Source organism: Candidatus Poriferisodalis sp. (assembly GCF_965237655.1).
Taxonomy (GTDB): Bacteria; Actinomycetota; Acidimicrobiia; order Acidimicrobiales; family Poriferisodalaceae; genus Poriferisodalis.
On the sequence record NZ_CBDEGB010000002.1, the window covers coordinates 1,709,043 to 1,735,132 of the forward strand.

General features: G+C 66.0%; 24 protein-coding genes. 12 read left to right on the top strand and 12 right to left on the bottom strand.

Features of this window, described 5'->3' with window-relative positions; genetic code table 11:
- Positions 1-47: 47 nt before the first annotated feature.
- The 6 genes from ACPXYO_RS15965 to ACPXYO_RS15990 all read right to left on the bottom strand — a co-directional run bounded on the left by ACPXYO_RS15965 (position 48) and on the right by ACPXYO_RS15990 (position 6,949).
- Positions 48-896, bottom strand: coding sequence for a hypothetical protein (locus ACPXYO_RS15965; RefSeq protein WP_423922597.1), 849 nt, complete (start codon positions 894-896; stop codon positions 48-50).
- Positions 897-1,009: 113 nt separating this feature from the next.
- On the bottom strand, positions 1,010-2,527 hold the full coding sequence (locus ACPXYO_RS15970) for a glycoside hydrolase family 3 protein (RefSeq protein ID WP_423922600.1): 1,518 nt from the start codon (positions 2,525-2,527) through the stop codon (positions 1,010-1,012).
- A 68-nt stretch (positions 2,528-2,595) separates the two neighbouring features.
- Positions 2,596-4,716: a thioredoxin-like domain-containing protein gene (locus ACPXYO_RS15975; protein WP_423922602.1), complete on the bottom strand. Its 2,121-nt coding sequence runs from the start codon at positions 4,714-4,716 to the stop codon at positions 2,596-2,598.
- A 110-nt stretch (positions 4,717-4,826) separates the two neighbouring features.
- On the bottom strand, positions 4,827-5,336 hold the full coding sequence (locus ACPXYO_RS15980) for a CoA-binding protein (RefSeq protein ID WP_423922605.1): 510 nt from the start codon (positions 5,334-5,336) through the stop codon (positions 4,827-4,829).
- Positions 5,333-6,622: an O-acetylhomoserine aminocarboxypropyltransferase/cysteine synthase family protein gene (locus ACPXYO_RS15985; protein ID WP_423922608.1), complete on the bottom strand. Its 1,290-nt coding sequence runs from the start codon at positions 6,620-6,622 to the stop codon at positions 5,333-5,335. Before ACPXYO_RS15985 ends, ACPXYO_RS15980 begins: the two co-directional genes overlap by 4 nt.
- A 72-nt stretch (positions 6,623-6,694) precedes the next feature.
- Positions 6,695-6,949: a DUF6457 domain-containing protein gene (locus ACPXYO_RS15990; RefSeq protein ID WP_423922611.1), complete on the bottom strand. Its 255-nt coding sequence runs from the start codon at positions 6,947-6,949 to the stop codon at positions 6,695-6,697.
- Between ACPXYO_RS15990 and ACPXYO_RS15995 the strand changes: the two genes are divergently transcribed.
- Positions 6,948-7,817, top strand: a complete 870-nt coding sequence (locus ACPXYO_RS15995) for a TIGR02453 family protein (protein WP_423922614.1) — start codon at positions 6,948-6,950, stop codon at positions 7,815-7,817. The genes ACPXYO_RS15990 and ACPXYO_RS15995 overlap by 2 nt on opposite strands.
- A 46-nt stretch (positions 7,818-7,863) precedes the next feature.
- Here ACPXYO_RS15995 and ACPXYO_RS16000 read toward each other — a convergent pair whose 3' ends face one another.
- The 4 genes from ACPXYO_RS16000 to ACPXYO_RS16015 form a co-directional block, all read right to left on the bottom strand.
- Positions 7,864-8,166 (bottom strand): DUF2442 domain-containing protein, encoded by a 303-nt coding sequence (locus tag ACPXYO_RS16000; RefSeq protein WP_423922616.1) that lies wholly within the window; start codon positions 8,164-8,166, stop codon positions 7,864-7,866.
- A gap of 563 nt (positions 8,167-8,729) precedes the next feature.
- Positions 8,730-11,147: a molybdopterin-dependent oxidoreductase gene (locus tag ACPXYO_RS16005; protein WP_423922619.1), complete on the bottom strand. Its 2,418-nt coding sequence runs from the start codon at positions 11,145-11,147 to the stop codon at positions 8,730-8,732.
- The gene (locus ACPXYO_RS16010; RefSeq protein ID WP_423922621.1) at positions 11,144-12,250 is read right to left on the bottom strand and encodes an LLM class flavin-dependent oxidoreductase; all 1,107 of its coding nucleotides are present in this window, start codon (positions 12,248-12,250) and stop codon (positions 11,144-11,146) included. Before ACPXYO_RS16010 ends, ACPXYO_RS16005 begins: the two co-directional genes overlap by 4 nt.
- Entirely contained in the window at positions 12,247-14,748 is a 2,502-nt protein-coding gene (locus ACPXYO_RS16015) for a CoA transferase (RefSeq protein ID WP_423922624.1), read from the bottom strand. The genes ACPXYO_RS16010 and ACPXYO_RS16015 overlap by 4 nt, the downstream gene beginning before the upstream one ends.
- A 97-nt stretch (positions 14,749-14,845) precedes the next feature.
- Here ACPXYO_RS16015 and ACPXYO_RS16020 point away from each other — a divergent pair, with 97 nt between their 5' ends.
- The 5 genes from ACPXYO_RS16020 (at position 14,846) to ACPXYO_RS16040 (ending at position 20,419) form a co-directional block, all read left to right on the top strand.
- Positions 14,846-16,012, top strand: coding sequence for a hypothetical protein (locus ACPXYO_RS16020; protein ID WP_423922627.1), 1,167 nt, complete (start codon positions 14,846-14,848; stop codon positions 16,010-16,012).
- A gap of 153 nt (positions 16,013-16,165) precedes the next feature.
- Positions 16,166-16,474: an AbrB/MazE/SpoVT family DNA-binding domain-containing protein gene (locus tag ACPXYO_RS16025; RefSeq protein ID WP_423922630.1), complete on the top strand. Its 309-nt coding sequence runs from the start codon at positions 16,166-16,168 to the stop codon at positions 16,472-16,474.
- Positions 16,471-16,839, top strand: coding sequence for a type II toxin-antitoxin system VapC family toxin (locus ACPXYO_RS16030; protein WP_423922633.1), 369 nt, complete (start codon positions 16,471-16,473; stop codon positions 16,837-16,839). Before ACPXYO_RS16025 ends, ACPXYO_RS16030 begins: the two co-directional genes overlap by 4 nt.
- A 44-nt stretch (positions 16,840-16,883) precedes the next feature.
- A complete protein-coding gene (locus ACPXYO_RS16035; RefSeq protein ID WP_423922636.1) occupies positions 16,884-18,506 on the top strand; it encodes an acyl-CoA carboxylase subunit beta in 1,623 nt (540 codons plus the stop codon).
- 32 nt (positions 18,507-18,538) lie between these two features.
- The gene (locus ACPXYO_RS16040) at positions 18,539-20,419 is read left to right on the top strand and encodes an acetyl/propionyl/methylcrotonyl-CoA carboxylase subunit alpha (protein WP_423922638.1); all 1,881 of its coding nucleotides are present in this window, start codon (positions 18,539-18,541) and stop codon (positions 20,417-20,419) included.
- A gap of 404 nt (positions 20,420-20,823) precedes the next feature.
- Here the strand turns inward: ACPXYO_RS16040 and ACPXYO_RS16045 are convergent, their stop codons facing one another.
- Positions 20,824-21,156: a hypothetical protein gene (locus ACPXYO_RS16045; protein WP_423922641.1), complete on the bottom strand. Its 333-nt coding sequence runs from the start codon at positions 21,154-21,156 to the stop codon at positions 20,824-20,826.
- A gap of 301 nt (positions 21,157-21,457) precedes the next feature.
- Between ACPXYO_RS16045 and ACPXYO_RS16050 the strand changes: the two genes are divergently transcribed.
- The 3 genes from ACPXYO_RS16050 to ACPXYO_RS16060 all read left to right on the top strand — a co-directional run bounded on the left by ACPXYO_RS16050 (position 21,458) and on the right by ACPXYO_RS16060 (position 22,659).
- Complete coding sequence (locus tag ACPXYO_RS16050) at positions 21,458-21,691, top strand: hypothetical protein (RefSeq protein WP_423922644.1); 234 nt, start codon at positions 21,458-21,460, stop codon at positions 21,689-21,691.
- Positions 21,692-21,782: 91 nt separating this feature from the next.
- Positions 21,783-22,307 carry an AAA family ATPase gene (locus ACPXYO_RS16055; protein WP_423922646.1) on the top strand — a complete coding sequence of 175 codons (525 nt, stop codon included), beginning with the start codon at positions 21,783-21,785 and terminating at the stop codon, positions 22,305-22,307.
- 40 nt (positions 22,308-22,347) lie between these two features.
- Complete coding sequence (locus ACPXYO_RS16060; protein WP_423922649.1) at positions 22,348-22,659, top strand: hypothetical protein; 312 nt, start codon at positions 22,348-22,350, stop codon at positions 22,657-22,659.
- On the opposite strand, the gene ACPXYO_RS16065 is transcribed toward ACPXYO_RS16060, so the two are convergent.
- A complete protein-coding gene (locus ACPXYO_RS16065; RefSeq protein WP_423922652.1) occupies positions 22,642-23,997 on the bottom strand; it encodes a M24 family metallopeptidase in 1,356 nt (451 codons plus the stop codon). The two genes, ACPXYO_RS16060 and ACPXYO_RS16065, sit on opposite strands and share 18 nt — an antisense overlap.
- Positions 23,998-24,064: 67 nt before the next feature.
- Here ACPXYO_RS16065 and ACPXYO_RS16070 point away from each other — a divergent pair, with 67 nt between their 5' ends.
- The 3 genes from ACPXYO_RS16070 (at position 24,065) to ACPXYO_RS16080 (ending at position 26,080) form a co-directional block, all read left to right on the top strand.
- Positions 24,065-24,976, top strand: a complete 912-nt coding sequence (locus tag ACPXYO_RS16070; protein WP_423922655.1) for an MOSC domain-containing protein — start codon at positions 24,065-24,067, stop codon at positions 24,974-24,976.
- Positions 24,977-25,125: 149 nt separating this feature from the next.
- Positions 25,126-25,425 (top strand): hypothetical protein, encoded by a 300-nt coding sequence (locus tag ACPXYO_RS16075; RefSeq protein ID WP_423922658.1) that lies wholly within the window; start codon positions 25,126-25,128, stop codon positions 25,423-25,425.
- A 301-nt stretch (positions 25,426-25,726) separates the two neighbouring features.
- Complete coding sequence (locus ACPXYO_RS16080) at positions 25,727-26,080, top strand: hypothetical protein (protein ID WP_423922661.1); 354 nt, start codon at positions 25,727-25,729, stop codon at positions 26,078-26,080.
- Positions 26,081-26,090 lie beyond the last annotated feature (10 nt).

Sequence of the window (26,090 nt, forward strand, 5' to 3'; positions counted from 1 at the left end):
CCCCAGCCGGGCTATCGCTGAACGAGAGGGGCGCCGTGCTGGTGTCTTCACTTGGTGACGCGCTCGATCCACCAGTTGGGGCTCGACAGCTCCACGCCGTCCTGGCCGGCAAGCGAATTGGCCAGGTCGAGCGACGCGAAGCCCGGTTCGGTCTCGATGAAGTAGCCGTTCGTCACAAAGTCGAGTTCGGTCAGACGGCCTGCGTCGATCCCATTGCGCCCGAAGAAGGCGTCGATCGCCGAATAGTCCCAACTCGGGTCGAGCACCAGCACCGCACCGCCGGGCAGTGCCATCAGCTCGCCCGACTCCGACCAGAAGACGGGGTTGCCTTTGGCACGCAAGTCCTCTGTGGCTGCGCCTCGCACCACCACGTCGTCGCCGGCGGTGGCAATGATGTCCTCCCGTGAGATGACGTCGCCGTCGGGTTGGACGACCAGGTTCGGATCGCGCCACACCTCCAAGGTGCGATCGCCGTCCTCCCACGTGTACATCTGGCCCAACGTCGGCTGTTGTGGCTCCGGCGGCGGCTCCTTGGTTTCCTCGCCAGCCGATTCGACGTCTGCCGGTCCGATCTCGTCGTTGCTCCACACCGCCGTTGTTCCCGAGTCCGTCTCGACAACGGCTCGCGAGTCCCGGGGGGACTCGTGCTCGGGCACCATCGCTGGAGCCTTTTGGACGAGCGGGACCGCCGCAGGCTCGAGCGACGGCAGTTCAGCTGAGAGTGCTTGCGCCGGCCCCAAGGACAGGCCCGTTGCGGTTACCTGAGGAATATCGGCTCCAGGTGGCGCACCCGCGCTCACGACAACGCCAGCCGCAGCATTGGCCGACGAGGACGTCACCTGTGATCGCCAGTACAGAACGACGGCGACCACGAGCACGACCGCGACAATGGACATCATTCGCACCACGGTTGCCCGCGCCCGACCCGACCTCATCAATTCGCGACTATATGGTCGCGGCGGACCCAAATTGGGCGTCTCTCGAAACGTTGTTCGCTGATCTCAGCTCCTCAACGACCGACGAGAGTCGGGTCATACAGCACCGGCCTGCCAAGACCGTCGCGGCCGACCAACGTGCATGCAAAAACGCCCTTTGCACGCAGCACGTGGGTGGCTGCATCGTTGAGGCGTTCGAGGCTGAGTCGGCCCTCGGCGACCGCCGCCTCGATCTCGGAAAATGCGGCGGCAGCATCCTCAAGGTCGCCGACAAGAGCCAGATCTGCGCCGGCGGTGATCGCCAGCAATGCAGCTTCGCTCACCGACCACTGGCTGCGGATTGCGCCCATGACCAGCGAGTCGGTCACGATCAGCCCGCTATGACCCAGCTCGTCGCGCAGCAGGCCGTTGATCGCCGCCGGCGACAGGGACGCCGGCATCCCGCCGGTCAGTCCGGGGACGTTGAGATGTCCCACCATGACGGCCGCATCTGTTGCCCCGACGACGGCTGCGAAGGGAATCAGGTCGCGCTGGCGCAGCTCAGACAGCGGCGCGGTGGATGCGAGTTCCTCGTGAGTGTCCGCAGTCGCCCCGCCGTGACCTGGGAAGTGCTTCACGACGGGAACCACTCCCCCGGCACTGAGGCCTTCCACGGTCGCCATGCCGTAGTCGGTGACCGTGGCGGGATCGTTGCCGAATGACCGGTCCCCGATGCCTTCCCCGGCTCCGACATCGATGACCGGTGCAAAATTCATGGTGAAGCCCAGCGCTGCCATTTTGCGGGCGTGATTCGCTGCCTGGTCGGTTACCTCAGCCGGGGATTTGTCGGTCTGTGCAGCCGCTGAGGGCAACCGACCAACGACGCCAGCGAGTCGTTGCACTCGGCCGCCCTCCTCGTCGACGGCGAAGATCAGCGGGATACGGTCAGCGAAGTCCTGGAGCTCGGCAATACGGCGCCAGACATGCTCGGTGACAGGGCCCTGGAGCAGGATGCCGCCGATGCGACGGTCACGTGCTTCTTCGACGGCGAAACCAAGCGAGCGCTCGCCCAGCGCCGTCATGATCGTCTGTCCGATCCGGACCGGCAGCGACAGCTCTGCTGTGCACCATTGATCGACATCGGTCCACCACGCCCCCGAGAGCAGCTGGCGAACCCCGACGCCCGAGAGCCAACCCAACGGTCGTTCCTCACCGGTGAGCACGGTCGGTCCCGGATCGCCGATCGCTACCTCGCTGTTGTCTGCGAGCTGCAACCACACGCCCAGGGCCCCGGGCGCACCGAGGCGCGCACCGACGACATTGGTATGGATCGGGGGCTGATCTCCGACAATCGGCAGGATCGTGGTGCCGATGGGCTCGATCGAGCCGTCGGCGCCGATCACCCAGTAGCCCACGCCGCCCGGTCCCCGCAGCACTGACACGATCCGGGGCGCCGCTGGCGCCCCGTCTGACCCAGGGATCTCCTGTTCGGGCGCCACCGTGACCAGCGGCGGCAATTCGGAATCGCTGCTGGACTGCGCTGCGGCACCCGGCGGCGCAGTCAGCCAACTGACCGCGCTGACCAGCACTGCGAGGCCGAGCGCTGCCCGCATCGAACGTGATGGCGGCTGCCGCCGAGTTGCGGGCGGCGGTTGCTCCGGCGCGCTGATGCCGCAACGCGTCATTGCGACGACAGGCGTTGATCCAGCTCCTCGGCCGACAGCAGCTGATGCCCCAACTCGACACTGCTGGCGCCGTCGGGATCCACCTCGATCGGTGCGGTGAAGTTCACATCGCGGATAAGGCAGAACGTCTCGTCCTCAGCCGGGCAGTAGAACACGACAGCGGTGGCGCTGAGCACGGCTGTGCCCGAGTCTGCTTCTACTGTGGCGGCGAGCCGCACAGGCATCTCCGGACCCCGGGCCTCGTAGCGAGCGCTCCCTTGTGGATGGACCAACGCAGTGTCGTCTGGTGACCATTCGAACTCGAACAGTCCCTCGACATTGAACTTGTAGCCCTCGGGCACCGTGAGTTCGAGCACGATCTCGATGGGCCCCGGCGCGACTCGCTGTGGCAACAGCACGACCTCGTCGTCGATCACACCGGTGGCAGTCACTGCGGCGATCTCCAGGTTCGACAACGCCAAGGTGGTCAACTCTCCCGTCGCGAGATCGAGCATCCGTATGCGGTGGTTGTTGGTATCGGCCACGTACAGCGTGTCCGAGGTGGCGCTGAGACCGCTCGGCTCGGCCAGTTGGGTTTGGGTCCCGCTGCCGTCCCGCAGCCCCGCCGTCCCGTCGCCCGCGACGACTGACGAAGTCATCGTGTCGAGGTCCAGCACCTTGATGCGATGGTTGTACGTGTCTGCGACATAGAGCAGGCCCCGCCCGGGAGCGTCGCCGACGTACTCGATGCCGATGGCGTGCTGCAGGAGCGTCTCTTCAAAGCTCCCGACCTCGTCCCCCCACACAAAGAGGTGTCGGCCGACAAGTGTGTCCAGCTGGCCTTCTGGGCCGAATGAGACCTCCCTCACCGCGCTTGCTTCGGGATCGGTGAAGTAGAGCGAGGCCTCATCTGAAGTGAGTCCTGATGGCTGCGAGAGGGTGGCCGTCAGCCGGTAGCCGTCGTCGAGACCTTCAGCCCCGGTGCCGGCGAAGAAGTCGAGTGCGCCCCGCGTCAAGTTGAGCAACCAGATCTGGTGGCGTCCAGCACCAGCGATGTACAGAAGATCGCCTCGCAGATGCAGGTCCCATGGCGACGCTATGGCCGTTCCGGTTGCGGGGCCGGGCCCAAAGGCGGTGACGGGATCACCGGTCCCGGCCACCGTGGTCACCTGGCGAGTACGCAAGTCGGCAGCCCGGATGAGATGGTTCTCACGGTCCGCGATGTAGAGCGTGCTGCCGTCGGCATCCAGTGCCATGCCCTGCGGCCTTCGGAACGTGGCCGCGGCGAACCCGCCGTCGGCTCGGCCTTCTCCCCCTGTGCCGATCACATCGATGAGCTCGCCGTCAAGCTTCGCTACGAGGATCCTGTGGCGTCCCGTGTCGGCGATGAAGAGCCGGTCACCCGCTTCATCGGCAAGCACCTTGCCAGGGAAACTGAGCACTGTCGGCAACGCGGGAGTGATGTTGAGCAGTTCGCCGAGCGGAGTGGGGTCGATCAGCCCGTTGTGGCCATACTCGGCGGCCATCGTGGCGATGACCGGTTTCAGACGGTCGTAGACCCCTTCGCCAGCGACCGTGCCGACCACCTTGCCCGTAGGGTCGATGACTGCCACGGTCGGCCAGGCGTTCACGCCGTAGGCAGTCCGCAGCAGCTCCAGGTTGTCGTTCACGATGGGGTGCTGGCGGCCGTACCGGATCGATGCCTCGCGCACAGCCTCGGACGTGCGCTCGGTGTCGAACTTCGCCCAGTGCACGGCGACAACGACGATCTCGTCGGGGTGCTCGCGCTCAAGTCGATGGAGGTCGGGGATGATGTGGATGCAGTTGATGCAGCCCTGGGTCCAGAAATCGAGGATGACGATCTTGCCACGCAAATCGCCGCTCATCGACAGCGGCCTGCTGACGTTGAACCAGTCGTAACCCGCTGGGAATTCCGGCGCGGCAACGTTTCCCTCGTAGGTCAGCGGTACTGGCCCGGCCTCGGTGGTTGTCGTCGCTGCAGTTGCCGAATCCGCCTCTTCATCCGGGGTGCCTGTTGCCGGCTGAGATGTGCTCGTGCTGCTCTCGGCAACCTCGGTCGTCGCGGTCGTTGGTTCACCGGCCTCTTGGGAGGCACAGGCACCTGCGAGCAGCAGCACCGCGGCAGCCGCGGCGGTCCAGCTCCGCGCCGACCTGCGTTGGGCCCAGCGATGTCGAGGTGAGCTGCGGGGCCTGCGAGCGACGCCTCCCATGGCGTCCCGCATCGCCTTTAGGCCCTGCGAACAGCGCGGCGCGAGTCCACGACGCCGGTGTCGAACCCGGCGCGGTGCAGGCCGCCATGGAATCTGGCGTGCTCGATCTTGAGACAGCGGTCCATCACGACGTCGAGGCCGGCGTCGTGGGCCAGCTTGGCGGCTTCTGAGCTCCACAGGCCGAGCTGCACCCAGAAGGCCTTGGCACCGATTTCGACTGTCTCGGCCGCCACGCCAGGCAGGTCGGCCGGTCGGCGGAAGACATCCACCAGATCGGGCATGACCGGCAGGTCGGCGAGGCTCGGGTAGCACGGCTTGCCCAAGATCTCATCGGCCACCGGGTTGACGAAATACACGTCAAAGTCGGTGCTGGAGCTGAGCAGGTAGGTCGCGACGAAGTTGGACGGCCGCGCCGGATTCGCCGACACACCCACCATCGCCACGGTGCCCGTGCGCTGGATGAGCGCAAGCCGCTCGGCAGCGCTTGGCTCGGTCCAGCCGTCGACCGGCTCATGGACAATCGTCATGCGGGCACCGCCTTCGCGAGGGCTTGATCCAGATCCCAGAGGATGTCCTCGAGATCCTCGAGGCCGATTGACAGCCGGATCATGTCGGCACTGACGCCGCCCGCTGCCAGTGCTTCTTCGGACAGCTGCTGGTGCGTCGTGGAGGCCGGATGGATCACGAGCGTGCGCGCGTCGCCGACGTTCGCCAGGTGGCTGATCATCTGCAGTGCCTCGATGAAGTCGGCGCCCGCTTGGCGCCCGCCCTTCACGCCGAAGGTGAAGATGGCGCCGGGTCCCTGGGGCATGTACTTGCGTGCAAGTTCCCGGTAGGGGGAGGACGCCAGGCCCGAGTAGCTGATCCAGCTCACTGCGGGGTGAGCTTCGAGGTGCTCGGCAACGGCCTGCGCGTTGGCGACATGCTCGTCCATGCGCTGGGGCAGCGTCTCGAGACCCTGCAGCAACAGGAATGCATTCAGCGGTGACATGGCAGCGCCGATGTCACGAAGCTGCTCGACCCGCAGCTTCGTGCAGAAGGCGTACTCGCCGAAGTTCTCCCAGAAGCGCAGATCGTTGTAGCTCGCCACCGGTTCGGTCATGTTGGGGAAGCGCCCGCTGCCCCAGTCGAAGCGCCCCGACTCGCTGACCACCCCGCCGATCGAGTTGCCGTGCCCGCCGATGAACTTCGTCGCCGAATGAATCACGATGTCAGCGCCGTGCTCCATCGGTCGGCAGAGGTACGGCGTGGCGAACGTCGAGTCGACCACGAGCGGGAGCCCGTGGGCATGAGCGACCTCGGCAATGCCTGCCAGATCGGGAATGGAGCCCGAGGGATTGCCGACGATCTCGGTGTAGCAGAACTTCGTACGGTCGTCGATGGCCGCCGCGTACGCGTCGACGCTGTCGCCGTCGACGAACCGAGCCTCGACGCCGAAGCGTCCCAGCGTCACGTCGAACATCGTGTGGGTGCCGCCGTAGAGTGCCGACGAGGTGACCAGGTTGTCCCCGGCCTCGCACAGCGCAGCTGCGGTGAGGAACTCCGCGGACATTCCCGATGCGGTGGCGACGGCGCCGATGGCGCCTTCGAGGCTCGCGATCCGTTCCTCGAACGCATTGACGGTGGGGTTCGAGATGCGGGTGTAGATCGTCCCGTACTTCTGCAGGGCAAACAGATCCGCAGCGTCCTCGGTGTCCTCGAACACGAAGCTCGTGGACTGGTAGATGGGAACTGCGCGAGCTCCTGTGGCTGGATCGGGACGGCCGCCCGCGTGCAGGGCGCGTGTGCGGAACCCGAACTGGTGATCGCTCATCGGACGCAGCCTACGACGGGCTCCCCGCCCCGTGAGTTCGCCCGATCCACGGTTTGGCTGAGCGAGGCCAGCTCAGCGAGGTCGGCCAGCGGCATACAGCCGGGCACGTTCGAGCGCCTCGGTCGGCCCGACACCGGCCACGCCCGCCATCCAGCAGGCAATCGGTGCAGCGATCCGCTCCGAATCGTGCGCTGCGACACCCGCGAGGTTCAGGAGTGCTTCCATGACTTCGAGGCCGGGCGCAGGTGCTCCGATCGCCTCGGCAAAGCCCGCCAGCCACTGCTGTGCTGTCATACCCGGCTCTTCAGAACCCGTCTCGTCGCTCATGACCCCAGCGTACGCATGGCAAGTCGAGACGCTCCAGCGACCACGCCAAGCACACCAGGCCGACCACACCGGGCGATCACACCATGCCAGCCGCACCAAGCCGGCCGCATCGGGTCTGTGGCATGGGTTCGCTACGGTGCACCTCGACCGGGCGGCACCGACCGCAGAAGGGACAGCGATGAGCGATGACGAGGGCATCTTTGGACCGGAGCTGTACGAGTTCTTGGAAGAACTCGAGGCCAACAACAACCGGGAGTGGTTCAACGAGAACCGCGAGCGATACGAGGAGGAGGTGCGTGAACCCGCCTTCGACCTCATCCGTGCAGTTCGGCCGCTTCTCGCCGAGATCTCCCAGCACATGACCGCTCGCGACACCAAGGTGGGCGGCTCGCTCATGCGCGTGTTCCGTGACACGCGCTTCTCGGCCGACAAGACGCCCTACAAGACCAACGTGGGCATCCAGTTCCGGCATCGGCGCGCCAACGATGTTCACGCTCCCGGCTTCTACGTGCACCTGTCCACCGAGAGCTGCTTCTTCGGCGCCGGCAGCTGGATGCCCGACCGGGATGCGTTGGCTGCCTACCGGGTCGCTATCGACGAGCGCCCTGAGAAGTGGATCGCCGCCCGGGACACCTGCCAGTCCGATGGCTGGCGGATGGAGGACGACCGACTCAAGCGCGCACCGCGCGACTGGTCCATCGACCATCCGATGATCTCCGATCTCAAACGCAAGAGCTTCATCACCGTGCGCGACTTCGATCCCGACCTGGCACTCAAACCCGAATTCTCGTCGGTGATCACCGCGTGGTGCTCCGAGACGCGGCCGCTCATGGTCTTCCTCTGCGGGGCAGTGGGGCTCGACTTCTGACCCACCAAGGTGCATCCGTATGACGATTCCGTAGAACCGGCAAAGCTTAGGCATTCACATCGACAGCGTGGTCCCCGGAAAGATACTCGTGCGGGGGAATGCCGGTGAGCCGCAGATAGAGCGCATCGGGGCACACATCGATGTCATCGCCCCAACAGATTGCGCGTGCGACGCCAATCCGAACCGACTCGAACACCGACCGATCGGACCAGGCCGCGAATACACCGCGGCCCGCAAGATCAGAGAGGTCGACCTCCCCCTTGACGCCGTCAGAGAATCGGAGCCAGATGCGGCAACCGTCACACGCTCGCACCTCGACCGGGCGCACGACATCCGCCGCGCTGCTCATCAAAATTGGGCCCTGCGCGGTTTTGTGGGGTTGGGGTTGCTGGGCCGGTGCGCGGTCCGGTTCTCATCCAACGCAGCGCTCAAGGCGATCGAGGTGAAACTCTTGGCGTTGTCGGTCATCACGGCGTCGACGCCGACGTTGAGCTTGTTGAACCAGTCCCGGGCCCGCCGTCAGAACACTGCGGCACTGTGGGCGTTGATCGCCGAGGGTCTCGTCGCTCATCGATCAGGCCGTCACGAGGCATATCGGCTCTTCGGATCTGGACGGGGGAAGATGCCAGAACGGGCCTGGATGTCGGGAACGGCACCCAGGGCACTTGCCCGCTGCGTACGACAGCAAGCAGAATCGAGCTGCCGTCGCGCGCACAAGCGCCGCCATCGCCGCTGCGCGCGAAGCAACAGAATCGGCCAAGCATGACTGGATGGACGCCGATCCAGACCAGATCAACGAATCGGCGGACAATCTCCTGCAAGATGCGCGAGCAGAGGCGAAGGTCGCCACAGATGTGTCAAAACCACTGGAAGAGCGCCCCTTCGGCCGTAGGGGCGAAGACGTCAGCGTCATCAGGTTGGGGTCTGATCACTCGCCAGTTCTGAGCTGTCTCCAAGCGGAACGACTACCGGCGGTGTGTACGACTCCACCGGCGGCGCTTCGCCTTCGTAGCGCTCAATCTCCACGAGGCAGGTGTGCGCCGATGGTCCTTGCGCCAGTCGGCTCGTCCCGACGTCGGCTGTCAAGGTGTTCGGGTTGCCCGCACGGCAGGTGCCGTCGGGCGCGGGGTCGTACCAGGCGCCTGTAGAGATCTGCACTACCTCGGCAATGACCGCTTCGTCCAGCAACGCCCCGGCCAGACAAGCTCCCCGATCGTTGAACAGGCGCACCACGTCGCCATCGCAGATGCCCCGTGCGGCCGCAGTGTCGGGATGCATGCGGACCGGCTCGCGGCCCGCCACCTTGGTGGCCTGGCTCGGAGCGGCGTGGTCGTACTGGCTGTGCAGTCGTACCGCTGGCTGGTTCGAGACCAAGTGCAGCGGGAACCGATCGCTGCCCGTTCCGCCCAAACGTTCGAAGGGCTCCATCCACGCAGGGTGAGGCGGGCAGTCGTCGTAGCCATAGCCGGCGATGGTCTGGCTCCACAGCTCGATCCGCCCGCTTGGGGTGCGCAGCGGCTTGCCCATCGGGTCGGCGCGGAACGCCTCGAGATAGATCTGCGTGGGCTCCCCCATCAGCGCCTTGTCAGGAGCCATCACGTAGCCCTTTGCGCGGAACTCCTCATACGTCGGGGCCTGCGGATCAGCAGCACGGTGAATCTCGTAGATGACTTCGATCCACTCGTCGGCCGTACGGCCCTCGGTGAACTGCTCCCCGAAGCCCAGACGTTCGGCCAAGCCAGCGAAGATCCAGTAGTCGTCGCGGGACTCCCCCACCGGTTCAGCCACCGCCGCCATTGCGATGAGCATCGTCTCGGCGCCGCCGATGTCATTACGCTCGAGCGGTGTCGTCGCTGGCAGCACGATGTCGGCCCGGCGGGCGACCGGCGACCAGAACGGCTCCTGCACCACGATGGTCTCGGGTCGCCGCCACGCTTGCATCAGACGGTTCAGGTCCTGGTGATGATGGAAGGGGTTGCCACCCGACCAGTAGACGAGCTTGATGTCGGGAAAGCGGCCGCGGTGCCCGTCGAAATCGAACTGCTCGCCGGGCCGTTCGAGCATCTCGGTGATGCGTGAGACGGCAATCGTGGGCGGACCCGGTTGGCGCATCGGTACCGGCAGGCCCGGCACCCGAGCCCTAACCTGACCGGCTCCGGTATTGCCCTGGGTGCCGAAGCTGAAGGCATAGCCGCCGCCGGGCAGCCCTACCTGACCCAGCACGCACGCCAGCGCGAGCGCCATCCAGTACGGCTGCTCGCCGTGGTGGGCTCGTTGGGTGGACAGGCTCAGGTTCACCAGCGTTCGCTTGGCAGCCATCTCGTGAGCCAGCGACACGATCTTTCCCGCATCGATGCCCGTGACCGACGCAGCCCACTCCGCTGTCTTCGGGGTGTCGTAGTCCACTGCATCGCGCCAAGGCGTGACGCCGTCGGGGTCACCGCAGGCTGCTGCGAAGCCCTCGCCGAGAACATGTGCCCGCAGTTGTGGCCAGCCATGGCAATACGTGGCCAGAAACTCCAGGTCAGCGAGTCCGTCGATCAGCAGCGTGTAGATGATCCCCAGCATCAACGCCACGTCGGTGCCCGGGCGGATCGGCAGCCAGCGCGCCCCGACGGCGGGATCGAAATCGTCTCGCAGAGGTCCCACGTTGACGAATTCGACACCCGCCGAGCGTGCCCTGTTCACCCAATCGTTGTGGTGATGCGGCCCTTGGCCGCCGTAGGTGACGTGACTGTTGGTTGCACGCATCCCGCCGAAACACACGAACAGCTCAGTGCTCTCGCAGATGACCGACCACGATGTCTGGCGGGCGAGCGCAGCGTGATAGCCCATGCCCACCATGTAGGGAAAGAGCGCCTCGGCTGCCGCCGATGAGTAGGTGCCCTTCTGGTCAGTGCAGCCGCCGGCGAGCCGCATGAACCGATGCTGCTGGCTGGATGGAAGCCCGAAGCGTCCCGCGGAACCCCAGCCGTACGAGCCTCCGAAGATCGACGATCGGCCATGCTCTTCGCGCACCCGGGCGAGATCGGCGGCGACTAGGTCCAATGCGTGATCCCAGCTGACCTCGACAAAGGGCTCATGACCGCGCAGGTGGGTTGCAGAGCCCGGTCCGTCTCGCAGCCACGACTGCCGCACTGCCGGGCGCATCACCCGGTTCTCGGCGAAATGGCGCAGCGATTCCCCGAGGTGAGACTGGGAGGGATCGGTGGGATGCCGACGGACGTTCAACACCTCGCCATCGCAGGAATCCACCAAGAAGGAGCCGAAGTGCGTCGCCATGGCTGTGGTGCGCACGGCGGTTCTGGGAGCGTCGCTCGCCGTCGTCATGCGGCGCCTGCCTGAGCGGCTGCCGTGTCGGTCCCGGATCCGTCTAAGATCCGCTGACTCCAGGCATGCGCCAGCAATTCGAGACTGGTGATGCGCTCCGGCAGGCCGTACGTGGAGGTGTGCACCATCAACTCGTGGGCGCCGGTGGCAGCGGCCAGCGCGTCGAGACTCGCTACTGCTTCGTCGGGATCGCCCACGAAGGCGTTGGTCGGCATTGTCGCTGCGCGCTGCCACTCGGGATGTGCCATCGCTTCGTCCGGGTGCAGCAGCGGCCAGAAGCGGCCCGTGCGGATGCCCCAGCGTCGCAACAGCGACGGTGCGGCGTGGTACCTGGCGGCATCGCTGTCGGCGGCGGTGACCAGACCCACGCTCACCATCACATATGGCTCGTCGAGCACTACCGACGGCTGGAAGCGCTCGCGATACAAGTCCACGGCGCCCAGCACTCCCCCGCCGTCGAAATGGTGAGCGAAGGCAAACGGCAGACCCAGGTATCCGGCGAGCTGTGCCGAGTAGCCGCTCGAGCCCAGCAGCAGCACGGGAGGCATCGACGTGGCCTGCGGCGTCGCCCGAAAGTCCATCGGGGGCCCTTCGCTCGTCCGCACATCGCCGAGGTAGGCCATCAGGTCCAGCAGGTGACTCGGGAAGTCGTCGACCTGCCAAGGGTCCGGCACTGCACCGTCTTCGGCCGGACCCCGCACGGCCGCTGCGCTACTGGGCTTGTTGCGCACCGCTGCCGCGGTGCCGGGATCGCTGCCCGGCGCCCGTCCGACGCCGAGATCGATGCGTCCCGGATGTAGGGCTTCGAGCATTGCGAACTGCTCTGCGATCACCGCTGGGCTGTGATTGGGCAGCATCACCCCGCCCGAGCCCAGCTTGATTTGCTCGGTGTGAGCGGCCAGGTGGGCGATGAGCACCGCCGGAGATGTGCTGGCCACGGTGTCGATGTTGTGATGCTCTGCCACCCAGAACCGCTCGTAGCCCAGCCGGTCAGCAGCGCGAGCGAATTCGGTGGTTTCCGCCAGAGCCTGCGCGCTGGTGGCGCCTTCGGACACCGTCGCCAGGTCCAGCACCGACAGCGGGAGGGCCTGCTCCGCGGTCATCCGAGCGCTCCAGAAGCAGCGATGTCGGCAATCTCGTCATCGCTCATGCCCAAGAACTCGCTGAGCACCTCGAACGTGTGCTGTCCGAGCATGGGCGCTGCAAACCTCGGTCCATGGTCGTAACCGGCGATCTGGTACTGGTGACCGGAATAGGGCACGGTCCCCATCCGGGGGTGCTCCAGCCACCGGTGGAAGCCGCGGTGCACATATTGAGGGTCCGCGAGCAGGTCGCTGCTGCGCTGCACCATGCCTGCGGCGATCCCGGCATCTGCCAGTTGCCGTTCCAGCGTGGCTGCGTCCTGATCAGCGGTCCACTCGGTGATTTGGGTGTCGATGGCGTCGTGCGCCGCGAGGCGCCCCTCGAGCGTCGACAACTCCGGCGCAAGGGCCCACTGCGGTGCGCCCATGAGTTTCACCAGCGTTGCCCATTGCGTGTCGTCGGCGATGGTGATGGCGCACCACCGGTCCTCCCCCGCGCATGGGTACACACCCTGAGGGGCCACATTGGGGTCGCGGTTGCCGTTGCGAATCGCCACGACGCCGCTGGCTCCGTAGTCGGCCAGCTCGGGAGCAAGGAACTGCAGGCCGCATTCGAGCTGTGCCGCCTCAATGACGCACCCTTTGCCGGTACGGCGGCGGCGATCCAGCGCGGCCAGCAAGGTCGCCGTGATGAACCGCGGCGAGATGGTGTCGGTATAGGCGAGGTACGGCCCGTCCGGGGGCAAGTCGGGCCAACCCACAATCGGATAGAAGCCCGCTATGGCCGCCGCGTGATAGCCGAAGCCGCCCAACGGCGACAGCGGTCCGCCGCTCGCCATCAGCGACGTGTGCACCACGATCGCTGTGGGGTTCAGCTCGGCGATGAGGTCGTCATCGGCGATGTTGCGTGCGAATGTGCCCGGCGTCCACGCCTCCACGACGACGTCGGCCCAGGCAATCATCCGCCGGGCGATGTCGACTCCCTCAGGCGTTCTGAGGTCGACATCGATGCTCTTCTTGGACGTATTGAACGTGCCGTAGAAGTGGGCCATGTCGACGTCGATGACATCGTCCTTGAACGGCGGGTTGACCCGCAGCCCGTCGAGCCGTCCGCCTGACTCCACGCGAACCACGGTGGCGCCGTGGTCCGCCAGCGCCTTCGCCGTGATCGGGCCCACGCCGATCCAGCTGAAATCAACGACCTTCAGGCCCGTCAGGGGCAGGTCGGCATCGCCCACCTGCCATGCGAGCTGTTGGTCTGGCGCAGCGGCATCCCCCTTTGCGCTCCGAGAAGCCTGGGCGTCGCTGGCCCGGATCTCCGGGCCGTGCTCATCGACCCTCGGGGGTCGGCGCGCTCCCCCAATGCGAGTGCCGTCGATCGACGTTGGCCCGCCAGGCACCTCAATCGGCTCGCCCGCCGAGGCATCGAACGATCGCCAGAAGTTCCGGGCGCGCAAATGGTCGAAATCGAGCAGATCCGCCACGGTGTGGACCGGCGCAATCGTCTCACTGTGCTCCAGCGCCTTCCGCATCAGCACATCGTTCGGATAGCGCTCGCACAGGGCGACCATCGCCTTGTACAGCTCGTCGAAAGTGCGTGTTACCGGCTCACCGCTGCTCGCCCGAAGATCAAACGTGTCCCAGTCCTCGACCCGCCAACTCTCATCCGCGAGGCCCTCTTCGACGAGCCAGTCCAGCAGTCGGCCGATCGCAACTCCGCGTGCCACGGTGATGGCCCAGCCATCCTGGGTCTGAAAGCGCAGCTGAAGCGGTGCGGCGAGCATGACCATCGTGCCGGAGCGCTCGAAGTCCCGACCGCAGATGGCGTGCGACTCCATCGCATTCAACAGCGTCCAGGTGACGGCCGCCTGCGCAGACACCGCCACGTGCTGTGGCTCGGAACGAAGCCGCATCCGGGCATGTGCGACGAGCCCGGCCACGGCTGCTTCGGCCCCGGCGTGACGCCATACCTGCGCGACCGATGCCTTGACCGGTGCACGGTCGCGGGTGCCCTGCAGGTTGACAGAGCCCCCAAGGGCTGCCAACGACAGCTCCGAAGATGGGTCAGCACTGCGGGGACCGTCGAGACCGAAGGGCGTGACCTGCACATGGATGACCCGTGGGTTCAGCGCGGCGAGATCGTCGTGGCTGTAGCCGGCTTCGGCAAGGGTGCTCGGGACACCCGATTCATAGACAAAGTCGGTCTCAGCGACGAGACGCTCGAAGAAACGGCGGTCCGCTTCGTCGGCGAAGTCAATGACGACGGAGCGCTTGTTGGAGTTGTATGCGCAGAACTGCCAGCTGCGCAGATCTGCGCTCGTGGCGTCCTCATCGGTGCGCATCGGGAGCTCGCCACGTGCCCCAGAGCCGCCAGGCGGCTCAATCTTGATGACCTCCGCGCCGAGTTCTGCCAGCATCCACGGTCCCAGCTCCCCGCGCTGATCAGTCAGATCCAGAACGGTCATGCCGGCCAAGGGCGCCGCTGCCGATTGCTGGGTGGTGCTGTTGGGAGCGTCCATGGGTCACTGCGGAGCCATCAGCGGGCACGTCACCCCTTCGACTCGACTCGCGACGATACGCAGGCGAATGCCCATTGGGTGCGGTTAGCTTGCGCGGATGGCCGAAAGCCAGTCGCCGCGGCGATTCAATCCTCCGAGCGAACTCGACGGCGAGATGCTGGCGCGCATCCGCGCCTGCGGGGAGCGCAGCGACGCCGAACGCAACCCCGATCGCGAGATCATGGCCGACCTCGGGAGTCTGGGGCTCATGCGTGTGCTGGTGCCTGCCCAGCTCGGCGGCTTGGGGCGACATCCGGCCGAGTTCATCGAATTCACCCGCCGGGTCACTTACGAGCACCCATCCACTGGCTGGGTTGCCATGACCTGCAACGAGGAAGCCGAGATTTTCGCCGCCTACCTCGAGCCGTCCACTGTCGCAGGGTTCTATGCCGAATACCCCGACGCAGTGATCGCAGGCTCGGGCGTGCCAAGGGGCATTGTCCGCCCCGTCGACGGCGGCTGGATCGTCAACGGGCGCTGGACCTTCGTCAGCGGATGCACTGCGGCCGACTGGTGGGTGGTGGCCAACGTCGTGGAAGGCACCGATCCCAAGGAGCTGTGCCACATTCTGGTGCCCGCCGACCCAAGCCTCATCGAGGACACTTGGCACACAGTGGGCCTGCGTGGCACTGGCAGTCACGACGTGGTGCTCACCGAGTGTTTCGTGCCCGCGCACCGGGCAGCGGTGGTGCCGAACTACTCGCTGCCCAAGCCCAACGAGCATCCCTTCTACCGCCTGCCCTCGGGCCTGCGGTTCCCGTTCCCCAAGACCGGCGTGGCCTCGGGCATCGCAGATCGGGCAATTGACGAGTTCACGGCCCTGGCCACCGACAAGACCCCGCTGTTCGCCCGCTCGGAACTGGCCGGCCGGCCCGACGCTCATTCGGCGATCTCCCATGCCGAAGCCTTGGCCGGCGCCGGGCGCGCCTTTGTGGCCGACCAGCTCGACGAGATCTGGGAGGCCGCCGCCAGCCACGGCAAGGTCACGGCCGCCCAGCACGCCCGTGCACGGCTGGCGTGCTCATGGAGCGTCCAGAACTGCATAGCCGCAGTCGAGACATTGGTCACAGCCGCGGGCAGCACTGCCAACTTCACCGCATCGCCGCTCGGCGCCTTGCTCAACGACGTGCGCGCCGTCGCCGGGCACTTCATGGTGGGCAGCTACCAGATGGACACTGCAGGCCGTGTCCTGCTGGGCCAGGATTCCGGCGACCGCAACTTCTGACAGACGACGAACTGGTCGATCGTGGGTCGCTGGGGACAGCTCACGCGGGACTTCAGGTTGGGGTCGGGTGCGCCATGCCGCCCACATGATTAGTTGCTGCCCACTGATTGTCCCCGTTTCCCACAAATGGTAGATAGTTGGTAGCCTTACACCATGAGTGACGCATACCACCTTGTGATGGGAGACCGTGGCCGGGTGGTGTTCCCGGCAGAGATACGTGCCCGCGCCGGCATGGAAACGGGCACGCCGCTGATCCTGTTCGAAGCCGAGCACGGATACGAGCTCTACACCCGGGAGCAGCTCTCGGAGAAGATCTGCAGCAATCTCGCGGGTGCGGACCTTGTCAACGAGCTGCTGGTCGAACGCCGCCAGGAGGCAGCCCGTGAAAACGCCGAAATGGAGCGGTGGATGGCTGAGAACGCATCCCAGCCTCCAGCGTCGGCAGCAGATGACGCAGCGTGACGTCCGTACTCGACGCCTCGGCGATACTGGCCCGGCTCAGACGTGAACCGGGTGCTGACAACGTTGAGCGCGCCCTGATCAGCGGCGCATGCTGCGGCGCTGCGAACTGGAGCGAGGTGTCTCAGAAGATCCGAACCTACGGGTTGTCGCCCGCGCAGGCGCGAGGGCTGCTCGACGCCTACGGCTTTCGCATCGAGCCGGTCACGGTCGGCGATGCCGAGTGGGCAGCGCATCGCTGGCGCCCCCGAGAGAACCTGTCGCTCGCCGATCGACTGTGCCTCGCGCTCGGCGAACGGCTTGACGCCCAGATCCTGACCGCCGACCGCTCGTGGGGCGACAGCGATAGCGTCACCCAGATTCGCTAGGCCCAGAGTCGCTGGGCATCCGCTCCGCCAGACTTGGCGTTCAGATGAGACAGTTCACAAGCCGGATCGATCCCCGAAGCGACGACTTCGGCAAGAACGCCGCCGCCTACGGCGATCTGCTCGCCACTCTGCGAGATCGCCAGCGCTTCGCCATCTCCGGGGGTGCGGGCCGCGAACGCTCGATCGAGCGACACCACAGCCGGGGCAAGATCCTGCCGCGGGACCGGATCGACCTGGTGTGCGATGCCGACACGCCGTTCCTGGAGTTGTCCACCCTGGCTGGCTGGGAGATGTACGACAACAGCGCTCCCGGCGCCGGCATCGTCACCGGCATCGGCGTGGTGTGCGGCGTCCCGTGGATGTTCATAGCCAATGACGCCACGGTGAAGGGCGGCTCGCTGCTGCCGGTCAGCATCAAGAAGCACGTACGCGCTCAGGACATCGCTGCCGAGAACGGCCTGGGCGTGATCTACCTCGTGGATTCCGGCGGCGCCTTCCTCCCTCTGCAGGACGAGATCTTCCCCGACAAAGACCACTTCGGCGGCAGCTTCTACCGCCAGGCCCGCCTTTCAGCCATGGGCCTGCCCCAGATGTCAGTGGTGCTTGGCGGCTGCACGGCCGGCGGGGCCTACGTTCCGGCCCTCAGCGACGAGGTGATCATGGTGTCGGGCATTGGCCGCATCTATCTGGGCGGCCCGCCCATCGTGAAGGCCGCGCTCGGGGAGATCATCGAGCCCGACGACCTCGGCGGCGCTGCGCTGCACACCCGCATCTCGGGCGTGTCCGACTACATGACGCCCGACGAGCGATCTGCATACGGCAAGCTGCGCGAACTTTGCGATGCGTCGAACCAGCGACCGGTGGATCATCGCGTCGGCTGGCTGTCGTGGACCGAGCCGGAGCCGCCTCACTACGACCCCGCCGAGATCTACGGCGTGATCTCCGCCGACGACCGCATCGGTTTCGATGCCCGCGAGGTCATCGCCCGGCTCGTCGACGGTTCCCGGTACTCGGAGTTCAAGCCCGAATGGGGCGACCACATCACGTGCGGCTTCGCCCGCACCTGGGGGTACCTGGTCGGCGTCATCGCCAACAACGGGATCATCTTTTCTAACGACGCCCTCAAGGCCACCCACTTCATCGAGCTGTGCGAGCAGCGCCGGGTGCCGCTGCTGTTCCTGCAGAACACCACCGGCTACATGGTGGGCAGCGATTCGGAGGCAGCCGGCATCGCCAAGCACGGGGCAAAGATGGTGTCGGCCGTCGCCAATGCCACGGTGCCCCGCTACACGGTGCTCATCGGCGGCTCCTACGGAGCCGGGAACTATGGCATGTGCGGGCGGGGATTCAACCCCAGGTTCCTGTTCGCCTGGCCGAACAGCCGCATCGCCACTATGTCCGCTGAGACTGCCCAGACCGTGCTGGTGGACATCCGGCTGGCCGGTATGCGAGGCACCGAGACCACCCCCGACCAGATCGCTGCGATGCGGGCAGAGGTGGCCGACCAATACGAACGCCAGAGCGACCCGTACTACGCCACGGCCCGCCTCTGGGACGACGGTCTCATCGACCCGGCCGACACACGTGAGGCTCTCGGACTCTGTCTTGCGCTGGCAGCCCGTCAGGACGCCCCGGCCCCCGGCGGCGGCCTCGTCTACCGGATGTAATCGGCAGCCGTTCTTGCCATGAGCCTGACGCCATGAAGCTGCTGGTCGCGAACCGGGGCGAGATCGCGAGCCGTGTCTTCGCTACCGCTCGGCGGATGGGTTGGCGCACCGTCGCGGTGTACGCCGAACCTGATCGCCATGCGCCGTTCGTGAGCGACGCAGACGAGGCCTGTTGCATCGGGCCCGCTGCGCTCGACCGGTCGTACCTGGACATCGAAGCGATCCTCCAGGCGGCCCAGGACACCGGCGCCACAGCCGTGCATCCCGGCTACGGCTTCCTGTCAGAGAATGCAGGATTCGCCCGCGCGGTGCTGGGTGCCGGGCTGATCTGGGTCGGGCCCCATCCCGAAGCCATCGCGCAGATGGGCGCCAAGGTGGAAGCCCGGGCACTCGCACAGGCCGCGGACGTGCCGATCATCCCAGGCGCAACCGAAGAACATCTCGGTGCCTCCGCTGCGGAGATCGGCTTTCCGGTGCTGGTGAAGGCGTCCGCGGGAGGCGGAGGCAAGGGCATTCGCGTCGTTCGCTCCGCAGACGAATTCGATGCTGCGCTGATTGAGGCCCGCACCGAGGCGCTGCGTTCTTTCGGAGACGATCGGATCATTGTCGAGCGCTACATCGAGCGCCCGCGCCATGTCGAGGTGCAGGTGATCGGCGATCAGCACGGCGACGTCATCCATCTGGGTACCCGCGACTGCTCTTCGCAGCGCCGCTTCCAGAAGCTGCTGGAGGAGGCGCCTGCGCCGAACCTGCCCGACGCCACCCGCGACGGTCTCCACTCAGCGGCGATGGCACTCGCCCACCACATCGGCTACGACAACGCCGGCACGGTGGAGTTCATCGTCGATGCCGGCACTGGCGAGTTCTTCTTCCTCGAGATGAACACCCGGCTGCAGGTCGAGCATCCCGTCACCGAAGCGATCACAGGGCTGGACCTCGTAGAGCTGCAACTGCGAGCGGCGACCGGTGAACCCCTCGGTCTCCGCCAGTCCGATGTGACGTTTTCTGGTCACAGCATCGAGGCCCGCATCAACGCTGAGGATCCCACAGACAGTTTCAGCCCCCGAGCGGGCCCAGTGAACCATGTGAGCGTGCCTGACAGTGTGCGCTGGGACTCGGCGGTGGTGCCCGGCAGTGCGATCACGCCGTACTACGACCCGCTCATCGCCAAGCTCGTGGTTGCTCGCAGTGACCGCGAAGCGGCACTTGATGCTCTGCGCGACGCCCTTGACGGACTCGTGGTCGGGCCCGTGCCGACCAACGCCGGATTCCTTCGCTGGCTGACGGACACACCGCAACTGCGCGATGGCGACATGACCACCGACATCATCGACTCGTTGAATTCCGAGGACATGCCAGCACCGGCGTCAGGCCATCAAGCCGCACCTCTGGCCGCTGCCGTCTGGCTCGGGCACCTGCGGAATCGGCGTGCAGCAGGTGACAACGGACCGTGGGCAGCGCTCGGGGGGTTCCGGCTGACCGAACATCGGCCCGAAGCGGCAGTGTTGCTGCGAGATGCCGACGGTGATCTCCACGAAGTACCGGCAGCGGCCATCAACGGTGCCGAACCGGTGAGCGCCAGCAGCACCGACACCAATTCCGTAGCGATCAACCTCGACGGGCACACGGTCACGTTCGATGTAACAGAGAGATCCGACGCCTGGGCGCCCACTGCCACTGACGTCACTGGCGCGGTCGATGCCGTCGCGGCACCGTTCCCAGCCGTCGTCGTCGAGGTCGTCGTTGTGGCCGGTGATGTGGTGACGACCGGCGACACGGTGGTGGTGGTGGAAGCCATGAAGATGCTCCACTCGCTCACGGCCCATGGAGCAGGCACAGTCGCAGAGGTGAGGTGCGCCCCGGGCGATGCCGTGGAGGCGAATCAGGTGCTGGTCGGTTTCGTCGGCGGCTGAGGCACCGCCCAGCCGTCAGCGAGATGGACCTTGTTTGTGTGCTCTGGGTGTATGCATACTACTCATGTGTAGTTGAGTATTCCTGGATAGGTCGTGTAGGGTTCCGCTGTCAGCAATCAGTTCGGGTCCCCGGCGCTGTGCGGTCATAAGCCGCTTCGCTGGCGGACGGGACGGTCACCCTGAGCTGGAACGCACCGGTTGACGACGCCGGGTCGGTCACCGGCTATCAGATCCTGCGACGCCGCCCCGGGGTGGACGCAGTCGGCACGTTCCATGTGATCGCCGCAGACACCGCCACCGCCGACGTCTCGTTCGTGGATCGCTGCGCGGACCAGCCCGGCACCGCCTACACCTATCGGGTCAAAGCGCGCCGCGGCGACCAGCTCAGCCGCTGGGGCAACTACTCACGCATCGACCTCGCCGCCGGCTACGTGTCGGCTGACCCACAGACCGGCTGCGATCCCGACACCGGCACCGGGGGATTCCAGGACCGCGCCACACTGCAGGGCCTGCCTGCGGGTTACCCCAACACGATCGGTTTCGCTGTCCCAGATCCGCAGACGGCTGATGTGATCGCAGGTTTCACTTACGAGCACTTCCAGCCCCGCGATGTCACCGCGAAGCTGACCGATGACGGCATCGTCATCAGCTGGCGATGGCCGTCGCGGACAGATGCCTGCGCCAGCTACGACATCGAGCGGGTGCCCGGCACCCGCACCTTGCAAAAGGTCACCCACGCCAGCGGCTACAACACCTGGGAAGTGACAGAGACCGGGCCTATTACGAGTACACCTGCATCGGTAACCCCGGCAGCCGAGACCTCTCACCGGAGGCATTGGAGGCCTTGGGGCTCGTCACCAACGCCGACACCGCGACAACCCAGGAAATCGCGGACGCACGCGACACGATCGACGACTGGCTCGACGCCGACTTCACACGACGGCTCGCCGACTGCAGCAGCGACGGTTCGGTCAAGCCGGGCAATCCCCTGTACAACGTCTACGGCACCTTTTGCGCCCGGCTGTTCGGCAGTGAGGGATGCATGCACACCACGACGCGTACGTCACCGTCAGCGGCCTGGCTCCCGGCACCGATTACACCGCCGAAGCCCTGTTCCGGCTCATCTCCGAGGAGAAGTTCATCGGCAGCGGCCGCTCCGGGCTCCCCCAGCCCGAAGACTTCATCCCCACCTGGGACGGCGGCTTCTACCCCGGCGGCATCTGGTCACCCGCGCACCTCGTCGGCACCGTCACCTTCACCACCGACCCATAGCCGAACAGCGAATTCGCTGCGGGCTCCCACTGCGCCAAGGGCCGGCAATTCGCCTCGGAGACGCAGATTGCCATGGCTACGGTAAGCAGCCGTGAGCCGCAAGGAGATACTGATCGTCGCCGGGCCCAACGGTGCGGGCAAGACAACATTCGCGCGCGACCATCTCAATCTCGAAGCGAGCGGACTGATCTACTTGAATGCCGATCTCATCGCTGCGGGGCTCTCCCTTTCCGAACCCGCTCTCGCAGATCTGCAAGCTGGCCGGCAGATGCTGGCCGAGCTTGACCGGCTCGGAAACGACGGCCACAGCTTCGCGTTCGAGACCACCCTGGCGGGACGGGGATACTTGCGGCGCATCCGGCGCTGGCGTGCCGACGGCTACCACGTCACACTGCTGTTCCTGTCGCTGCCGTCAGAGGAACGTGCTATCGCCCGCGTGCGTCGGAGGGTCTCTCTCGGCGGGCATGACGTGCCAGACGAGACGGTGCGCAGGCGCTACCATGCGGGCTTGGAGAACTTCTGGCACCTGTACGCGCCCGCAGTCGACGAATGGGTGTTCTGGGACAACCGGGGGGAACGGCCGCTGATGATCGAACGGAGCACCAGCCTTGCCTGATCCTGTCAACGCGACCGATGGATGCGCCCAGCAGAATGGCGTGAGCACCAACGGCCGTCTGCGGTTCTCGGGTCCTGAGTTCATCGCGAGCGTGGAGCGGTCGCTGATTCGGGCCGCGAAGCATGCGCATCTCGAGGCGTACCTCGCGGGAGAGGGCGTTGCGTACGAGCGCGACGGAGTCTTCGGCATTTACCGGCCCGATCCAGCCTTGTACGAAGACTTAATCCCGCCGGACATGGACAGAAGCCACATCCCGCCCCCGTTTGACAACGAGCAAGCATTCCCCGAGCTGCCGCCATCTCTTCCGCAGGAAATACTGGACGAACTATCAGCGCTAGCCAACGCCTCCTGACAGACCGCACAGCCCCAGCGGCAGGTTCGTCAGGACCTCGTTGCCCGCCTCGGTGATCAGCACTTGCTCCTCCAGCTTGACGCCTTCGCCGCCTGATCGTGGTCCGACGAATGCCTCGATGCACATGACCATGCCCGGCTCCAAGACGCCGTCGTAGCCGACCCTGTCCCATTTGTGACGGTGGCACACCGATGGGTACTCATCGCACAGCCCGACCCCGTGCGAGATCGATGTGTAGTGCCGGTACCGATCCAGGTCGGGATACCACGCCCGGTCGGTGATCTCCCTCAGCGTTGTGCCTGCCTGGTGGATCTCGATGTTGTGCTCGATCTGTTCGGCCGCCAGCGCCCACGTGTCGTGCTGCGCAGGGGTGGGCTGGCCGTCTCCGCACAGCCACGTGCGCGACATGTCCACGCAGATGCCGTATGCACCGACCAGGTCGGTATCGAAGCCCATTAGCTCCCCCGCCTGCACCCGGCGGCTGCTGGCCTCTTGGTACCAGGGGTTCGTCCGCGGCCCCGACGACAGCAACCTCGTCTCGATCCATTCGCCGTAACGCCGCAGGCTGCCCGCCCACAGCGCTGCCCACAGGTCCAGCTCGCTCACACCGGGCTCGAAGATGGCCTCCATCTCGCCGATCGCGGCCTCGCAGGCGTGAACGGCGCAGCGCATCGCCCGGATCTCATCGACGCTCTTGATCGTGCGAGCCGTCTCCATGAGCGGCTCCGCCGGGACAAGTTCGACACCGAGAGACTCGGGCGCTCGCGCGGCGCCCAGGTCCAGCCGATCCACGGCCACACGGCACCCGTTTCGCCTGGGAACGGCTCGGGCGTGCTCGCCAACCAGTGCAGCGACCTCAGCAGCCCAGCGCTGGGCGATCTCGGGTGCCCTCGGACCAGCGAGGAAGTGCGTGTACGACGGGGCCGGGCGGATCTCGTCGACAACCTCGGAATGCGCGTCGAGGAACTCGCCCTCGGAGAACTCGAAGACGACGACGGGTCCGTCCGTGTTGACCACAGCGAAACGGACTGCGTTGTGCATGGTCCACAACGACATGTTGGTCGTGTCGGTTGCGTAGCGGATGTTGAGCGGGTCGTACAGCAGCGCTGCGTCGCAGTCGGCGGCGCGCAGCTGCTCGCGGACCCTCCCGAGGCGATACCTGCGCATAGCCGAACGGTCGGGAAGCTCCAGACCAGCGGCGATCCATTCGGCTTCCAGCTCGGGGCCGGGGCCGAGCGCATGCATGTTGAGATCGGTGTGGTCCAGCAACCATGCGGGCGGCTCGTCCCGGGCCACCCCGATCTTCGGCTGGTGTCGTCGGTGCCCCGAGAGCTCCATGAATGACAGCCTTCGGTTCGGTCGGTGGTCTCCAGCCTTCGGCCTGCGGCGAGCCTAGGGTCTGGCAATGACTTCACCGGAGCACGCAGGATCGGGGTACGAGGGCGGAACGCTCACCGGGATCACCATCCACCCCATCAAGGGCTGCCGGCGCACCGAACTCGACTCGGTCGTGGTCTCAGCAACAGGTCTCGATGGCGATCGCGCATGGCAGGTGGTGACGGTTCCTGACCATGACGGCGCCCTCGGTAAGGCGGTCACGCAGCGCCAGAACGCAGCGCTTGCCACCGTCTCGCCAGTTCCCATCGACGGCGGCTTGACGATCAGCGCACCCGATGTCGGCACAATCGACGTGAAGCGGCCTGATGCCAACGACGTCACCGTTCACGCGCTCATCGGCGATGAGGTCGCCTGCGCAGATGCGGGTGACGAAGCTGCAGAGTTCTTCAGCGAGGTCTTGGGATTCCCGGCTCGGCTCGCTGCCCTGACTCCCGAGTCGTCCCGCCCAGTGCGACTCTTCCGGGGACGGCTCACCGGCTTCGCCGACGCAGCTCCGGTGCTCGTTGCGAACACTGCCTCCCTCGATGACCTCGTAACCCGGGCGACCGAGCCCTTCGGGATCGAACGATTCCGGGCAAACCTCATCGTCACCAACGATCATCCCTGGTCAGAAGACACCTGGACCGAGTTCTCAATCGGCGATGCCGACCTTGTCGCTCGGATCGCGTGGCCCCGCTGTTCCGTCCCACAGATCGACCAGGACACGGGCAAGCGACACCGCGAGCCCGCTTTGGTGCTGCGCAAGCACCGCTGGTGCTACTCCGCCGAAGGATTCTCGCCCGGCATGCGGGGAATGCTGGAGGGCAACGCCATGTTCGGCATCGCCTGCACCGTCGATCCCCAAGGCGCTGTGCTGTCGGTGGGCGATCCGGTCAACGTCGCAGCTACTGGGCCCCCACTGCTCGACCCGCCACGCTGAGGCACCGGCGCGCAATCTCCAAGAGAACAGCCCGGTCGCTGGTGGTCTCGCCCTTCGTGCTCGCCGAACTCGATTGCTTCACAGCGCGCGTCGCTGGTGATGATGCCGAACTGGCGATGTTGTCGGAGCAGGCGTCTGGAGCGTAGCAGTTGGCGTCGTTCGACCGTGTCGACCTCATCCGGGCTCGGGCAGTCGCGGAGCGGTATCGAGACCTGCTTCTCGTCCTCACCGACGCCTCCCTCGTCGTCCTCGCTCACCGATACGAGACCGAATCCATCGCCACGTTGGACGAAAGACACTTCGGCGTGGTCCAGTCGCTCAAGGGACGTCCATTCACAATTCTCCCCGCTGATCGATCCGGGCCTAGCTGGATGCCGGCCGGCTTCGTCGGCGGCGAGCTGCAGGGCAGCCAGCGTTGTATCTGCCTGCCTGAGCCTGGTTTCTTGTAGGGCCGAAGACCTCCGGTTCAAGCGAATTGGGCGACCACGGGCGGATTCAACTCTGGGGGAATCTACGGGCCGAGGCATCTGGTAGGCATCGTCACCTTCACGACGCTTCCTTGAACACCACGTCGCTGCCCGGTGCGACTGTTCCAAGGGTGCCGCACAAGATTCGCCGATGCCGCACCGGGCTGGTCGCCAACGTGGCCTCACTGGATGACTTCGTGACGTGAACCATGCGGTGCAGAGTTTCAGTCAATTTCAATAATTCTGACAAGGCGCCGCTGCAGAGACTGCTACCGTTCGGCACATGGACCTGAGTGCGCTCGCGCAAGTTGGCACGATGGTGCTGGCGGCATTGGCGATCGTGTGGCACCAGCAAAGATCCAGCGACAAACTCCGTGACGACATGAGCGCTCAGATCACCGGGGTACGCGACGAGCTACGCGGCGAGATCGGCGGGGTACGCGGCGACATCAGCGGGGTACGCGGCGAGCTCGGCACAGTGCGTTCGATTGTCGTCGAAAACGGCCAGCGTCTCGCACGTATTGAGGATTTCTTCGGTATCGGCATGCCTGCTGAGACTGCTCCGCTAGCCGTCGGCGCCCGCGTAGCTCAGCAAGCCAAGCTCCCAAGCACTGAAGAAGCAAGCGACGCGCCCTGAGACCTCGGGC

Bases quoted from the DNA above. Each gene is read 5' to 3' on its own strand.
- ACPXYO_RS15965 (WP_423922597.1), bottom strand. From the start codon at position 896: ATGTCCATTGTCGCGGTCGTGCTCGTGGTCGCCGTCGTTCTGTACTGG.
- ACPXYO_RS16015 (WP_423922624.1), bottom strand. From the start codon at position 14,748: ATGGACGCTCCCAACAGCACCACCCAGCAATCGGCAGCGGCGCCCTTG.
- ACPXYO_RS15990 (WP_423922611.1), bottom strand. From the start codon at position 6,949: ATGAGCGACGAGACGGGTTCTGAAGAGCCGGGTATGACAGCACAGCAG.
- ACPXYO_RS16070 (WP_423922655.1), top strand. From the start codon at position 24,065: ATGACTTCACCGGAGCACGCAGGATCGGGGTACGAGGGCGGAACGCTC.
- ACPXYO_RS16050 (WP_423922644.1), top strand. From the start codon at position 21,458: ATGCATGCACACCACGACGCGTACGTCACCGTCAGCGGCCTGGCTCCC.
- ACPXYO_RS16080 (WP_423922661.1), top strand. From the start codon at position 25,727: ATGGACCTGAGTGCGCTCGCGCAAGTTGGCACGATGGTGCTGGCGGCA.
- ACPXYO_RS16000 (WP_423922616.1), bottom strand. From the start codon at position 8,166: ATGAGCAGCGCGGCGGATGTCGTGCGCCCGGTCGAGGTGCGAGCGTGT.
- ACPXYO_RS15995 (WP_423922614.1), top strand. From the start codon at position 6,948: ATGACCCCAGCGTACGCATGGCAAGTCGAGACGCTCCAGCGACCACGC.
- ACPXYO_RS16020 (WP_423922627.1), top strand. From the start codon at position 14,846: ATGGCCGAAAGCCAGTCGCCGCGGCGATTCAATCCTCCGAGCGAACTC.
- ACPXYO_RS16065 (WP_423922652.1), bottom strand. From the start codon at position 23,997: ATGGAGCTCTCGGGGCACCGACGACACCAGCCGAAGATCGGGGTGGCC.
- ACPXYO_RS15970 (WP_423922600.1), bottom strand. From the start codon at position 2,527: ATGCGGGCAGCGCTCGGCCTCGCAGTGCTGGTCAGCGCGGTCAGTTGG.
- ACPXYO_RS16005 (WP_423922619.1), bottom strand. From the start codon at position 11,147: ATGACGACGGCGAGCGACGCTCCCAGAACCGCCGTGCGCACCACAGCC.
- ACPXYO_RS16040 (WP_423922638.1), top strand. From the start codon at position 18,539: ATGAAGCTGCTGGTCGCGAACCGGGGCGAGATCGCGAGCCGTGTCTTC.
- ACPXYO_RS16025 (WP_423922630.1), top strand. From the start codon at position 16,166: ATGAGTGACGCATACCACCTTGTGATGGGAGACCGTGGCCGGGTGGTG.
- ACPXYO_RS15980 (WP_423922605.1), bottom strand. From the start codon at position 5,336: ATGACGATTGTCCATGAGCCGGTCGACGGCTGGACCGAGCCAAGCGCT.
- ACPXYO_RS16035 (WP_423922636.1), top strand. From the start codon at position 16,884: ATGAGACAGTTCACAAGCCGGATCGATCCCCGAAGCGACGACTTCGGC.
- ACPXYO_RS16010 (WP_423922621.1), bottom strand. From the start codon at position 12,250: ATGACCGCGGAGCAGGCCCTCCCGCTGTCGGTGCTGGACCTGGCGACG.
- ACPXYO_RS15985 (WP_423922608.1), bottom strand. From the start codon at position 6,622: ATGAGCGATCACCAGTTCGGGTTCCGCACACGCGCCCTGCACGCGGGC.